The sequence below is a fragment of the Streptomyces tricolor genome, assembly GCF_002155905.1.
In the GTDB taxonomy this organism is placed as follows: Bacteria; Actinomycetota; Actinomycetes; order Streptomycetales; family Streptomycetaceae; genus Streptomyces; species Streptomyces tricolor.
The window spans coordinates 22,677-36,087 of sequence record NZ_MUMF01000011.1 but is presented as its reverse complement, the minus strand read 5'-3'; the positions used below and the strand labels follow the sequence as shown (position 1 = coordinate 36,087).

General features: G+C 70.9%; 12 protein-coding genes and 1 pseudogene. 8 read left to right on the top strand and 5 right to left on the bottom strand.

All coding sequences use genetic code 11. The features are described from left to right. Positions 1-151: 151 nt before the first annotated feature. On the bottom strand, positions 152-1,612 hold the full coding sequence (locus CCN44_RS01045) for an MFS transporter (protein WP_208639688.1): 1,461 nt from the start codon (positions 1,610-1,612) through the stop codon (positions 152-154). Positions 1,613-1,941: 329 nt separating this feature from the next. Here CCN44_RS01045 and CCN44_RS45420 point away from each other — a divergent pair, with 329 nt between their 5' ends. From CCN44_RS45420 to CCN44_RS01035, 3 genes and pseudogenes are all read left to right on the top strand, one after another. Further along, on the top strand, positions 1,942-2,400 hold the full coding sequence (locus CCN44_RS45420) for a response regulator transcription factor (protein ID WP_223283951.1): 459 nt from the start codon (positions 1,942-1,944) through the stop codon (positions 2,398-2,400). A gap of 320 nt (positions 2,401-2,720) precedes the next feature. After that, positions 2,721-3,164 (top strand): annotated as a pseudogene (locus tag CCN44_RS47725) (aromatase/cyclase); the annotation flags it as partial. Between the two features lie 18 nt (positions 3,165-3,182). Further along, entirely contained in the window at positions 3,183-4,988 is a 1,806-nt protein-coding gene (locus tag CCN44_RS01035; RefSeq protein ID WP_414820475.1) for an AMP-binding protein, read from the top strand. A 22-nt stretch (positions 4,989-5,010) separates the two neighbouring features. Here CCN44_RS01035 and CCN44_RS01030 read toward each other — a convergent pair whose 3' ends face one another. Next, complete coding sequence (locus CCN44_RS01030; protein WP_208639687.1) at positions 5,011-5,565, bottom strand: lytic polysaccharide monooxygenase auxiliary activity family 9 protein; 555 nt, start codon at positions 5,563-5,565, stop codon at positions 5,011-5,013. 384 nt (positions 5,566-5,949) lie between these two features. On the opposite strand from CCN44_RS01030, the gene CCN44_RS01025 reads away from it, so the two are divergent. After that, positions 5,950-6,183 carry a hypothetical protein gene (locus CCN44_RS01025; protein ID WP_086696603.1) on the top strand — a complete coding sequence of 78 codons (234 nt, stop codon included), beginning with the start codon at positions 5,950-5,952 and terminating at the stop codon, positions 6,181-6,183. 43 nt (positions 6,184-6,226) lie between these two features. Here the strand turns inward: CCN44_RS01025 and CCN44_RS01020 are convergent, their stop codons facing one another. Continuing rightward, a complete protein-coding gene (locus CCN44_RS01020) occupies positions 6,227-6,829 on the bottom strand; it encodes a TetR family transcriptional regulator (RefSeq protein ID WP_059249435.1) in 603 nt (200 codons plus the stop codon). Positions 6,830-6,854: 25 nt separating this feature from the next. Next, on the bottom strand, positions 6,855-7,865 hold the full coding sequence (locus CCN44_RS01015; RefSeq protein ID WP_059249437.1) for an aldo/keto reductase: 1,011 nt from the start codon (positions 7,863-7,865) through the stop codon (positions 6,855-6,857). Between the two features lie 158 nt (positions 7,866-8,023). On the opposite strand from CCN44_RS01015, the gene CCN44_RS01010 reads away from it, so the two are divergent. After that, the gene (locus CCN44_RS01010; RefSeq protein ID WP_086696602.1) at positions 8,024-9,067 is read left to right on the top strand and encodes a chitinase; all 1,044 of its coding nucleotides are present in this window, start codon (positions 8,024-8,026) and stop codon (positions 9,065-9,067) included. Between the two features lie 112 nt (positions 9,068-9,179). Here CCN44_RS01010 and CCN44_RS01005 read toward each other — a convergent pair whose 3' ends face one another. After that, entirely contained in the window at positions 9,180-10,562 is a 1,383-nt protein-coding gene (locus CCN44_RS01005) for a glycine--tRNA ligase (protein WP_059249441.1), read from the bottom strand. Between the two features lie 160 nt (positions 10,563-10,722). Here CCN44_RS01005 and CCN44_RS01000 point away from each other — a divergent pair, with 160 nt between their 5' ends. Genes CCN44_RS01000 through CCN44_RS00990 form a run of 3 tightly spaced genes read left to right on the top strand, consistent with a single transcriptional unit; the run spans position 10,723 to position 13,363 of the window. Continuing rightward, positions 10,723-11,679 (top strand): metal ABC transporter substrate-binding protein, encoded by a 957-nt coding sequence (locus CCN44_RS01000; RefSeq protein WP_059249443.1) that lies wholly within the window; start codon positions 10,723-10,725, stop codon positions 11,677-11,679. A gap of 11 nt (positions 11,680-11,690) precedes the next feature. After that, on the top strand, positions 11,691-12,461 hold the full coding sequence (locus CCN44_RS00995) for a metal ABC transporter ATP-binding protein (protein ID WP_059249445.1): 771 nt from the start codon (positions 11,691-11,693) through the stop codon (positions 12,459-12,461). Beyond that, on the top strand, positions 12,461-13,363 hold the full coding sequence (locus CCN44_RS00990) for a metal ABC transporter permease (protein ID WP_059249447.1): 903 nt from the start codon (positions 12,461-12,463) through the stop codon (positions 13,361-13,363). Before CCN44_RS00995 ends, CCN44_RS00990 begins: the two co-directional genes overlap by 1 nt. Positions 13,364-13,411: the final 48 nt, after the last annotated feature.

Below are 13,411 nucleotides of genomic sequence, written 5' to 3'. Positions count from 1 at the left end.
CCCGAGGGACCGCCGCCCGGGCGCGGCTGACCCTCCGGATCCCCCCTCGCGTCCGCCTCGCACGGCTTCCGGGTCCCGTGCGAGGCGGACGCTTCGCCGTTTCGCGCGCCGCGGGTCAGGCCTCCGCGGCCGCGTCCTTGCGCGCCGCGGGTCAGGCCTCCACGGCCGCGTCCTTGTCCGGCGCGGGCTCGGGCCGCTGCGCGGTGGCGCGGGCCACCGCCCGGGTGATGACGTGGATGAGCAGGGTCATCAGGAAGGTGATGCCGAACGCCGCCCACGCCGACACCTCGGCCGCGTGCGCGTACGCCCCCCGGTCCGTGCCGCCGCCCAGCGTGGCGAAGAACAGCGTGCCGACGCAGGCGAGGCCGGTGACGCTCGCGAACTGCTGGAACGTGGAGAGCATGCCGGAGGCCACACCGGCCTGGGCCGGTTCGACGGTGGACAGCGGCACTCCCACCAGGGAGGGCAGGATCAGGCCGTTGCCCAGGCCCATCAGGGTCAGGGCGACGAGCAGCACCGGCACCGCGTTGCCGTCGCCGACGACGTGCAGCCCCGCCGCGACGACCAGGACGCTCACCGTGGTGACGGCCGCGCCCAGCGTCATGATCCACAGCCCGTACGAGGCGATGAGGCGCCGTCCGACCAGCGAGGTCACCATGGCGCCGACCGCCAGCGGAACGAAGCACAGGCCGGCCCGCAGCGGGCTGAGGCCGAGCCCGTCCTGCACGAAGAGGCTGAGGACGAAGCTGATGCTCATGAAGAAGAGCATGAAGGCCGCGTTCATCGCCATGCCGATGTTGAAGACACGGCTGCGGAACAGCGTGACGTCGAGCAGCGGCTGACCGCCCGTCCGGCTGATCCGGTGCTCCCAGCGGACCGTGAGGACCAGGGTCGGCACGGCGGCCACGAGGAAGATCCAGATCCACGCGGGCCAGCCGAGGCTGCGCCCGAAGATCAGCGGGACCAGCGCCAGACCGAGGGAGCCGGAGACGCCGGCCACGCCGACGAGGTCGAGCCGGGGCCGCTTGTCCGTGGCCGTCCGGGGCAGCAGCTGCCGGCCGAGGGTCACCAGGATCGCGCCGACCGGCACGTTGACCAGGAAGATGTTCCGCCAGCCGAGGCCGGCGACGTCCGCGACCAGCAGCAGACCGCCGCAGATCTGGCCGAAGATGCCGGCGAGACCGGCCGTCACGCCGTACCAGGACAGGGCGCGCGGTCGCTCGGCCGGCGGGAAGATCACGGTGACCAGCGCCAGCATCTGCGGCACCATCGCCGCCGCCGCGAAGCCCTGGAGCAGCCGGCTGACGACGAGCTGGGACGGGGTCTGCGACACGGCACAGAGGGCGGAGGCCAGGGTGAAGGCGGTCATGCCGCCCAGGAACATCTTGCGGTAGCCGATCAGGTCGCCGAGCCTGCCGCCGGTCACCAGGCCGGTCGCGTACACGAAGACGTAGCCGCCGACGATGAGTTCGAGTGCGGCCTCGCCGGCGTGCAGATCATGCCGTAACGACGGAAGCGCGACATTGACCACCTGCGCGTCGAATCCGTACATGAAGAAGGCGGACATGATGACGGGCAGGGTCAGCCAGCGCCGCGGGTTGTCGGCCTGCACGGTACCTCCTCTAGAAATGTGAAGAAGCTGTGGACGGTAATTCCGGGAAATGAATTCGCAATATGCGGGAAATTGCGTTACGGGTGACGTTTCCCGTCATGGGGTTCGGGATATTACCCTGAATATGTTGTGCATATAGCAATGGCGCGGTAAAAATGCGGACCTGGCCAGGGAGATTGGCGTGAACCTTGCGGTGCCGCTGACCTGCTGTTAGCGTGATCAAGATCGGTTTTCCGGTGTCGTCTGAAGCTATTGTCTGGGGCTGCCGGATTCGATGTATTACGCCTTTCTTGGAGTGTTCGATAATGGGGGATTCGTACATAGTTGGGTTGGTTCACGCGCACCCGCTGATCCGCTGGGCCATGGACCGGATCCTGAGCAGCGACCCGGCCATCACCGTCATTCCCGACCTCGACGACCGCGGACTCCCGCCACTCGACGCCGTCGTCACCGACTCCCCGCTTCCCGCGCACATCGGACGCAGGGTGCCCGACGCCAAGGTGCTCCTGGTCGGGCCCGACGACCGCCCCTCGCCGCAGGAACTGATCGCCTCGGTCCGGGCCGTGCTCGGCACTCCGGCGGCCGAAGGCGGCGACCGGCAGGTCAGCCTGACGGTGCGTGAGCGCCAGGTCCTGCGGCATCTCGCGGCCGGGCTGACCCAGCGGCAGGTGGCGCGCCGGCTGCAGATCAGCCCGCACACGGTGGACACCTACGTCCGGCGGATCCGCAAGAAGACGGGGCCCGGGAACAAGGCGTATCTCACCCAGGCCACCCTGGTGAGGGTGTGACTCTGCCGGGGTCACGTGGTGCTCCTTGCCGAGGTGCGGTGGGCGTCCAGGGTCTCGCCGAAAACAGGTGGGAGCATACATGTTGTGCCGAGCGCGACAGCTGACACCAGATGTTGTGTCTCTGGCGTGGCGGTGGTTCGGACAACGAGTGAAGCGGACGCCCTCCGGCCGGCCCCTCGGCCAGGCGGGACAAGGGGTCCACCGGTCCGCCCAGCGCCCTTCCAGAACGCTTCCAGAGCGAGCGGCCAGGCTGAAGCAGGCAGTGCCCGGCCGGGGCACGGGCTCCGGCGTGCGCCGGCGGAAGCGAAAGGTGATCAAAGATGGCTGAAAGTCGGTCCGTCACCCACAGCATCGAGATCGAGGCACCCGCGAGCGAGGTCTACGATCTGGTGGCCGACGCCTCGCGGTGGCCGGTGGTCTTCGGACCGACCGTCCACGTCGACCTGCTGGAGCACGGCCCCTCCGAGGAGCGCTTCCGGATCTGGGCCTTCGCCAAGGGCGCGGTGGCGTCCTGGTCCTCGCGCCGGCAGTTCGACGCCGAGAACCTGACGGTCGGTTTCCGGCAGGAGCGCAGTGTCCCGCCCATCGCGTCGATGGGCGGACTCTGGGAGTTCCGGGACCTCGGCACGGGCGCGGGCGGCGGGCGCCGTACCCGGGTCCTCTTCCGGCACGACTTCACCCTCGCCGAGGACACCCCGGAAACCCTGCGGCGGATCACGGAGATCCTCGACCAGAACAGCACCGCGGAGCTGCAAGCCCTGAAGAACGTCGCCGAACTGGGCGTGCCGGTGGACGAGTTGGTCTTCTCCTTCGAGGAGACGATCGAGTACGACGGGGAGCCGGAGCCCGCGTACCGCTTCGTGCACGACTGCGCGGCCTGGCCGGAGCGGCTGCCGCACGTCGAGGCCGTCGAGGTCACCGAGGACGTGCCGGGCGTGCAGCACATGGAGATGGAGACGCGGGCCGCCGACGGTACGACGCACCGCACCACGTCGGTCCGGGTGTGCAGCCTCGGCGAACGGATCGTCTACAAGCAGACCAAGCTGCCGAAGGTGCTCCTCGGGCACAGCGGGAGCTGGCACTTCACCAAGGCCGCCGACGGCCGCAGCGCCATCACCTCCCGGCACCTGGTGATGCTCGACCCCCGGCAGGTGGCGCCGGGCGGCCTCGCGGAGTTCCGGGACCAGGTCCACCGGCTGGGCGCGGAACTGGCGGACCGCGGGGTGGACCGCGGCACCACGGTCACCCTGCTCACCGGCAACACCGCCGAGGCCCTGGCCGCCCGGTACGCCGCCAATCTGGCCGGCGCCCGGGTGGTCTCCCTCTACGACGGCATGAGCCCGCCGGTCATGGCCCGCGTCATGGAGAGCGTGGACTGCTCCCTGCTCCTGGTGGACGACCAGCGGCACGCCACGGCGCGGGAGCTGCTGGCGCTCCCCGGCACGCCCCGAACGCTCGCCCTGGGGCCCGGCGACTTCGCCGAGGACGTGCTGACCCCCGCCGCCCGGCGGCCGGCCCGGCCGATGGGCAGCCGGGTGGGGCCGGACGACGACTGGTGCATCCGGCACACCGGCGGCACCACGGGGATCCCCAAGGGCATCCGCATGAGCCACGGCTCCTACCGGCTCAGCCTGGACCGGTGGCACCTCGACACGGGCACGCCGTCCCGCTACCTGGCCTGCACCTCGCTCGCCCACCTCGCCGGGATCTTCGCCGACATGACCCTGCTCCGGGGCGGCTCGGTGGTCCTGCGGCACGGTTTCGAGCCCGGGGACGTGCTGGCCGCGATCCAGCGCGAGCGCATCACCCACACCTGGCTGCTGCCGCCGCTGCTCTACCAGCTGCTGGACCACCCGGACCTGCCCCGCACCGATCTGTCCAGCCTGCGCCGGATCAGCTACGGCGGCACCGCCGCGTCCCCGGCCAGGATGCGGCAGGCGGCCGAGGCGCTGGGCCCCGTGCTGCACGGCCTGTACGGGCAGGCCGAGGCCCAGCACATCACCGAGTCGGGCCCCGCGGACCTGGAGGTGACCGGCCCCGGCGGCCAGCTGACGGTCGGCCGGGCCCTGCCCGACGTGGAGATCGCCGTCCGGGACGCCGACGGCACCACCCTGCCGCCCGGGCGGTGGGGCGAGGTGCAGGTCCGCTCGCCGTACGTGATGTCCGGCTACTGGAAGCGGCCGGACCTGACCGCCGAGGTGCTGCGGGACGGCTGGGTGCACACCGGTGACATCGGCTACCTCGACGAGGACGGCTACCTCTACATCGTGGACCGGATCAAGGACATGATCGTGGTCGTCGGCGGCCACGTCTATCCGGCGGAGCTGGAGGAGCTGCTGCTGAGCCACCCCGCCGTCGCCCGGTGCGCGGTGTTCGGCACCCGGGACGAGGAGTCGGCGGAGCACGTGAACGCCGCCGTGGTGCCCGCCCCCGGACAGCGCCCCTCCCTGGAGGAGATCCGGGACTTCGTCACCGCTCGCAAGGGGCGCCTCTACGCTCCCGACGCCCTGCACCTCGTACCCGAGATCCCCCTGACGGCGGCGGGCAAGCCGGACAAGAAGCTGCTGCGCGCCCGGCTCTCCGGCTGAGCCGCGACCGGGCCGGCCGGCGTCAGCTGAAGTGCGCGTCGATCACCTGGTAGCAGGCGGCGCCGGTGTCCGCCACCTCCCACACCCCGAGGATCACGTGGTAGCCCTTGCGCTGCGGCAGCGTGATCTTGTGCTCCACCGGTTCCCGGGCCGGCGGGTCCGGCAGTTCCCAGTACGGCGTGTCCCCGTTCGGCTCCAGCCGCGCGAACGGCTCGGGCTCGAACTGGGCCCGCGACAGCGGCTGCGCGGGATCCCAGTCCTCCCTCGTGACGAAGTAGTTGTAGCGGCGCGTCTTGTGCCGCTGCCGGAAGCTCCACACGACCTTCTGCCGCGCCCCCGACACCAGCTCGACCTTCGGCCAGTCCCGCACCTCGTCCAGCTGTGGGGCACCGCCGTGGGGGTAGCCCGCACTGGCGATCTTCCCGTCCGGCGGCGGGGTGTCGCAGGCGACGTCGGCGGGCTGCACGGGATCCGTCAGGCCCCCCTGCGTGGCCGGGAAGAACTTGCCCGCTTCCAGTGCGCAGGACGGATACGGGTCGTCGAACAGGAGCTGCGCCCGGGACGGCGGTTCGGTCATCCACCCGTGCCTCGGGGTGGCACGCATAGCGGCTCGTGCGGTCTCTTCCGTTGCCATCGCCCGTCGTCCTCCTCGGTGGATGCTGGGACTTCAGGCTCACACGGCCGCCGCCGGCCGGCCTCCCCCATGGGTCGAACGGCTGAGCGGGGCGCGCCCCCGTGCGAATCGGTGCGGCTCCGCTGGTCCGAACGCTCGGCGCCCGCCCCGGCCACGGCGCGGCTGCCAGGCGGTTTCCGTGGAGGCGCATCGGTCCGACCGTGGCCGCCCGTGCCGTCCGCCTCACCGGCTGCGCCACCCCGCGCGAGCGGCAGACGGCGGCGGCCCGGGCCGCCGTGCGCTTCGCGGAGGGCGTCCGGCGGGCGGACGGGCCGCGCGGGTGCGCGGGTGCACGGGTGCGCGGCGCTCGCCCCGCGGACCCGGCAGGAGATCGAGCAGTCCGCCAGGTCCCCGTGCGCGCAGCCGCTGCCCGAGGAGCGGCTCCCGTACGGGGGCGCCATACGGGACGTCGAGGTCCACGGCCGGCAGGCGCAGGTCGTCTCGGTCTGCCTGCGCCAGCGCGGCTCCCCCGCGTCCCAGCCGGTCGGCGCGGCCCGCACCGCCACCGGGGTGGAGGGCTGAGGGCGGGGTCAGGGCCGGGGCCCGTCGTCCGGCGGGGTGTACGTCACCGTCCCGGTTCCCTGCTCAAGCCCCTCACCAGCAGCTCCACCACCGCCTCGAACTCCGCGTCGATGCCGGGGCTGGTCCACTCGCGGGCGTGGCAGGGGTCGTGGAAGCGGCCGGTGGCGTGGAAGACGGCGCGGGCCGTGGCGGACGGGTCGGGGGTGTGGAACGCGCCCGATGCGGTGCCCGCGGCGATGATCCGGGTCAGCTGGCCGGTGAGGTCGGCCAGGTGCTCGTGGACCACGCCCCCGAGTTCGTCGGTCAGCACGGTGTAGGTGGCGAACAGCTCGGGGTCGTCGCCCGCCTTGTGCCGCTTGGCGGCGAACAGGGTGCTGAGCCAGTCCCGCAGCCGCTGCTCGGGGGTGCGGTCCGCGGCGTCGACGATCCCGGCGAGCCGCTGCGAGGTGCGGTCGAGCCAGCGCTTGGTGACCGCCTCGCGGAGCGCCGCCTTGGTGCGGAAGTGCCGGTAGACGCTGCCGTGGCTGACGCCGAGCGCGCGGGCCACGTCGACCACGGTGGCCTTGGCCGGGCCGTGGCGGCGCAGCACCTCCTCGGTGGCTTCGAGGATGCGCTCCGCGGTCAGGGTCTCGCTGGTCGGTGGCATGCCTAGACGGTACCCGGCACCGGGATCAGCGCTCGCTGTCGAGGTGTGCCAGCTGCGCCGTCGGGTAGCGGTCGCCGGCGGCCGCGTCCGCCGGGACGGCCTCCTCGATGGCGGCGAGGTCGGCCTCGTCCAGGGTGACGTCCAGCGCGCCCAGCGACTCGCCGAGCCGTTCGCGGGTGCGGGCGCCGACCAGCGGCACGATGTCCTCGCCGCGGGAGAGCACCCAGGCGATGGCGGTCTGCGCGACCGTCGCCCCCTTCTGCGCGGCGATCGTGCGCAGCGCCTCGACCAGGTCCAGGTTGTGCCGGAGGTTCTCGCCCTGGAAGCGCGGCGAGTGGGCGCGGAAGTCGTGGGCGGCCAGCTGCCGGTCACGGGTGAAGTGGCCGGAGATCAGGCCGCGGGAGAGCACGCCGTACGCGGTGATGCCGATGCCCAGTTCGCGGGTGGTCGGCAGGATCTCCCGCTCGATGCCCCGGGAGATCAGCGAGTACTCGATCTGGAGGTCGGCGATCGGGGCGGTGGCGGCGGCCCGCCGGATGGTCTCGGCGCCGACCTCGCTGAGGCCGATGTGCCGGACGTACCCCTTCTCGACCAGTTCGGCGATCGCGCCGACGGTCTCCTCGATCGGCACCTCGGGGTCGAGGCGGGCGATCCGGTAGACGTCGATGTGGTCCACGCCGAGGCGCTGGAGGGAGTAGGCGGCGAAGTTCTTCACGGCGGCGGGGCGGCCGTCGTAGCCGCTCCAGTTGCCGTCGGGGTCGCGCAGGGCGCCGAACTTGACGCTGGTCAGGGCCTGTTCGCGGAGAGCGGCCGGGGCGCTGCGCAGCGCCTCCCCGATGAGCATCTCGTTGTGCCCCATGGCGTAGAAGTCGCCGGTGTCGAGCAGGGTCACGCCGGCGTCCAGGGCGGCGTGGATCGTCGCGAGGGACTCGGCGCGGTCGGCGTCGCCGTACAGCGCGGACATGCCCATGCAGCCGAGGCCGAGGGCGGAGACGGAGGGTCCGGTGGTTCCGAGGGTGCGGGTGCGCATCGTCATGCCGTTCACTCTGCCATGACGGCTGACAGATTTCAATATCTGTCAGTCCAACACTGTTACGCTACTCCAGAATGGTCCAGACCTATTGACGGGAGGTCTGGACCACGCGCACTGTCATGCCTACGTCACCTCACCGCACCCCCACCGGGAGGCCCCGCATGATCAGACGCCTGCTCGCCACCGCGCTCACCGCGGCCGTGCTCATCCCCCTGGGCATCGCCACCGCGCCCGCCGCCTCCGCCGCCGACACCTGCGCGGTGAAGTCGAAGCCGGCCGGCAAGGTGCTCCAGGGCTACTGGGAGAACTGGGACGGGGCGGCGAACGGGGTCCACCCGCCCTTCGGCTGGACCCCGATCACCGATTCCCGCATCGCCGCCCACGGCTACAACGTGATCAACGCGGCCTTCCCCGTGATCCGCTCCGACGGCACGGCGCTGTGGGAGGACGGCATGGACGCCGGCGTGAAGGTGGCCACGCCCGCCGAGATGTGCGCGGCCAAGGCGTCCGGGCAGACGATCCTGCTCTCCATCGGCGGCGCGGCGGCCGGCATCGACCTGTCGTCCTCGGCCGTGGCCGACCGCTTCGTGGCGACGATCGTCCCGATCCTGAAGAAGTACAACTTCGACGGCATCGACATCGACATCGAGACGGGCCTGGTCGGCAGCGGGAACATCGGACAGCTCTCGCCGTCCCAGGCCAACCTGATCCGCATCATCGACGGGATCCTCGCCCAGATGCCCTCGAACTTCGGCCTGACGATGGCCCCGGAGACGGCGTACGTCACCGGCGGCAGCGTCACCTACGGCTCGATCTGGGGCGCGTACCTGCCCGTCATCAAGAAGTACGCGGACAACGGCCGCCTGTGGTGGCTGAACATGCAGTACTACAACGGCAGCATGTACGGCTGCTCCGGCGACTCCTACGCGGCCGGCACGGTGCAGGGCTTCACCGCCCAGACCGACTGCCTGAACAAGGGCCTGGTGGTACAGGGCACGACGATCAAGGTGCCGTACGACAAGCAGGTCCCGGGCCTGCCCGCGCAGCCCGGCGCGGGCGGCGGCTACCTGTCCCCGTCCCTGGTCTCCCAGGCCTGGAAGCACTACGGCACGTCGCTCAAGGGCCTGATGACGTGGTCGGTCAACTGGGACGGCTCGAAGAACTGGACGTTCGGCGACAACGTCAGGGCGCTCCAAGGCCGTTGACACACGGCGAACGCAGAACGCCCACCCGCCAGCCGACCGGGTCGGATGGCGGGTGGGCGAAGGCCGGAGGTCCAGGGGGCGGAGCCCCCTGGACCGGCAAACTCAGCGGACCTCAGCAGCCCAGGAGGCGCTGGGCCAGGTAGCCCTCGATCTGGTCGAGGGACACCCGCTCCTGCTTCATCGAGTCACGCTCGCGCACGGTGACGGCGTTGTCGTCCAGCGTGTCGAAGTCGACGGTCACGCAGTACGGCGTACCGATCTCGTCCTGGCGGCGGTAGCGGCGGCCGATGGCGCCGGCGTCGTCGAACTCGATGTTCCAGTTCTGCCGCAGCGCCTGGGCGAGGCCCTTGGCCTTCGGGGACAGCTCCGGGTTACGGGACAGCGGGAGCACCGCGACCTTCACCGGGGCCAGGCGGTGGTCCAGGCGGAGCACCGTCCGCTTCTCCATCTTGCCCTTGGCGTTCGGCGCCTCGTCCTCGACGTAGGCGTCGAGCAGGAAGGCCAGCATGGTGCGGCCGACACCCGCCGCCGGCTCGATGACGTACGGCGTCCAGCGCTCGCCGGCCTCCTGGTCGAAGTAGGAGAGGTCCTGGCCGGAGGCCTTGGAGTGGGCGCCGAGGTCGTAGTCGGTGCGGTTGGCGACACCCTCCAGCTCGCCCCACTCGCTGCCGCCGAACTGGAAGCGGTACTCGATGTCGGCGGTGCGCTTGGAGTAGTGGGAGAGCTTCTCCTTCGGGTGCTCGTACCAGCGCATGTTCTCCTCACGGAGACCCAGGCCGGTGTACCAGTTCCAGCGCTGCTCCATCCAGTACTCGTGCCACTGCTCGTCCTCGCCCGGCTTGACGAAGAACTCCATCTCCATCTGCTCGAACTCGCGGGTGCGGAAGATGAAGTTGCCCGGCGTGATCTCGTTGCGGAACGACTTGCCCATCTGGGCGATGCCGAACGGCGGCTTGCGGCGCGAGGTGGTCTGCACCTGGGCGAAGTTGGTGAAGATGCCCTGGGCGGTCTCCGGGCGCAGGTAGGCCACGGAGCCGGAGTCCTGGGTCGGGCCGAGGTGGGTGGAGAGCAGACCCGAGAACTGCTTGGGCTCGGTGAACTGGCCCTTGTTGCCGCAGTTCGGGCAGTTGATGTCCGCGAGGCCGTTCGCCGGGGCGTGGCCCTTCTTCTCCTCGTACGCCTCTTCCAGGTGGTCGGCGCGGAACCGCTTGTGACACGAGGTGCACTCGGTCAGCGGGTCCGTGAAGGTGGCGACGTGGCCGGAGGCGACCCAGACCTCCGAGGCGAGGATGACGGACGAGTCGATACCGACGACGTCCTCGCGGGACGTCACCATGTAGCGCCACCACTGGCGCTTGATGTTCTCCTTCAGCTCGACACCGAGCGGTCCGTAGTCCCAGGCGGCACGCTGTCCGCCGTAGATCTCACTGCACGGGAAAACGAAGCCACGGCGCTTGCTCAGGCTGACGATGGTGTCGATCTTGTCGGCGGCCACGGTGCTCTCTTCATTACGACGACGGGCGTTGAAGCGAGATGCTTCCAGCGAATGATTCAGGTTACCGGCGCAGGCTCCCCCACGACCAAATCGGCCCCTGCACAGACCGTCTGATGAGCTTTGTTGACAACGGTTTCCATATTTGTTGAAAATGACTGTCATGAACGTACGACGACGCCTCATACCCGCCGCCGCGGTCGCCGCGGCCACCGCCCTCGGGACCGGCACGCTCTCCGCCTGCTCCAGCGACAGCGCCGCCGCCAACACGGGCAAGTTCGACGTCGTCGCGTCGTTCTACCCGATGCAGTTCCTCGCCGAGCGGATCGGCGGGGACCACGTCCGCGTCACCACCCTCACCTCCCCCGGCCAGGAGCCGCACGACCTGGAGATCAGCCCGAAGCAGATCGCGGCGCTCCAGGAGTCCGACGCGGTCCTGTACCTGAAGGACCTCCAGCCGTCCGTCGACGACGCGGTGGCCCAGTCCCCGGTCAAGACGAAGATCGACGCCGGCTCCCTGACCCCGCTGGAGCACCACGGCAACGAGGTGGGCGGCCACGCGGCCGAGCACGACCACGAGCACGGCGAGGAAGAGGGCGGCAAGGACCCGCACATCTGGCTCGACCCGGCGAAGTACGCCCAGGTCGCCGAGGGCGTCGGCAAGGCCTTCGAGAAGGCCGACCCCAAGCACGCGGCCGACTACAAGAAGAACACCGCGGCCCTGGTGAAGCAGCTGGGCGAGCTGGACACGCAGTTCAAGACCGGCCTCGCGGACACGAAGAGCAAGGTCTTCATCACCACGCACGCCGCCTTCGGCTACCTCGCCGAGCGCTACGGCCTGACCGAGGAGGCCATCAACGGCCTCGACCCCGAGTCGGAGCCGAGCGCCGCCCGGGTCAAGGACCTGGAGAAGATGGCCGAGGCCGACGGCGTCACCACCGTCTTCTACGAGACCCTGGTCAGCGACAAGACCGCCAAGACCATCGCGAACGACGCGGGCCTGAAGACCGACGTCCTGGACCCGATCGAGGGCATCACGGACAGGTCCCGAGGCAAGGACTACTTCGCGGTCCAGCGGGCCAACCTCAAGGCGCTCCAGCAGGCGCTGGGCGCCAAGTGACGGGAGACGACATGACCGGCGAGCCTGTCATAGCCCTGCGCGGGGTGACCGCCGAACTCGGCGCACGGCCCGTGCTGCGCGGCATCGACCTCACCGTCGGCCGCGGCGAGGTCGTCGCGCTGCTCGGCGCCAACGGCTCCGGCAAGTCCACGGCGATCCGCACGATCATCGGCCAGGTCCCGGTCAGCGGCGGCACGATCGAGCTGTTCGGCACCCCGCGCCGCTCCTTCAAGGACTGGGCGCGCGTGGGCTACGTACCGCAGCGCACGACGGCCGCCGGCGGCGTGCCCGCGACGGTCACCGAGATCGTCTCCTCGGGCCGCCTGTCCCGCACCCGCTTCGGCGTCTTCCGCAAGGGCGACCGGGAGGCCGTGCGCCGGGCCCTGGAGCTGGTCGGCATGGCGGACCGGGCCAAGGACTCGGTGAACGCGCTCTCCGGCGGCCAGCACCAGCGGGTACTGATCGCCCGCGCGCTGGTCGCCGAACCCGAACTGCTGATCATGGACGAGCCCATGGCGGGCGTCGACCTGGCCAGCCAGGAGGTCCTGGCGCGCACACTGAAGCAGCAGGTGGAGGCCGGTGCGACGGTCCTCCTGGTGCTGCACGAGCTGGGTCCGCTGGAGCCGCTGATCGACCGGGCGGTCGTCCTCCGCGACGGCTGCGTGCTGCACGACGGCCCGCCGCCGCGCGCGGTCGGCCAGCACGCGCTGCCCGGCCACGACCACGTACACCCGCACGCACCGGCGGGCGCCGAACCGATCCGCACGGGACTGCTGAGCTGATGGACTTCCTGAACTACGCCTTCATGCAGCGGGCACTGCTGGCCGCCGTGCTGGTCGGCATCACCGCGCCCGCGGTCGGCATCTACCTGGTCCAGCGCCGCCAGGCCCTGATGGGCGACGGCATCGGACACGTGGCCATGACCGGCGTCGGCCTCGGCTTCCTCCTGTCCACCTCCCCCGTGTGGATGGCGACGGCGGTCTCCGTGCTCGGCGCGGTCCTGATGGAACTGATCCGCTGGTACGGCAGGACGCGCGGCGACATCGCCCTGGCCATGCTGTTCTACGGCGGCATGGCCGGCGGTGTGATGCTGATCAACCTCGCGCCGGGCGGCTCCAACGCCAACCTGACGTCGTACCTGTTCGGCTCCCTCTCCACGGTCTCCTCGTCCGATGTGACCGCGATCTGCGTGCTCGCCGCGTTCGTCCTGCTGGTCACCCTGGGCCTGCGCCGCCAGCTGTTCGCGGTCAGCCAGGACGAGGAGTTCGCGCGGGTCACCGGCCTGCCGGTGCGCGCGCTGAACCTGCTGACGGCGGTCACCGCGGCCGTGACCGTCACGGTCGCCATGCGGGTCGTCGGCCTGCTGCTGGTGTCCGCGCTGATGGTGGTGCCCGTGGCGGCGGCGCAGCAGCTCAGCCGCAGCTTCACCGTCACCTTCGTGATCGCGGTGGCGATCGGGGTGGCCGTGACCGTCAGCGGCACGATCACGTCGTACTACGAGGACGTCCCGCCCGGCGCCACGATCGTCCTGCTGACCATCGCCGCGTTCATCGCGCTGACCGCGCTGGCGACCCCGCTGGCCCGGCGACGCGCCCGCGCGGCAGCCGCCGCGCAGCCCGCAGGCGACCCCGCGGAGTGCTCGATTCCGGCCGCGCGGGGGGCCGGGGAAGAGATCGGCGTCTGACCGCTGACAGTCCGGGCTGGCACAATGGCCCGGGCAGACGCCAGACGT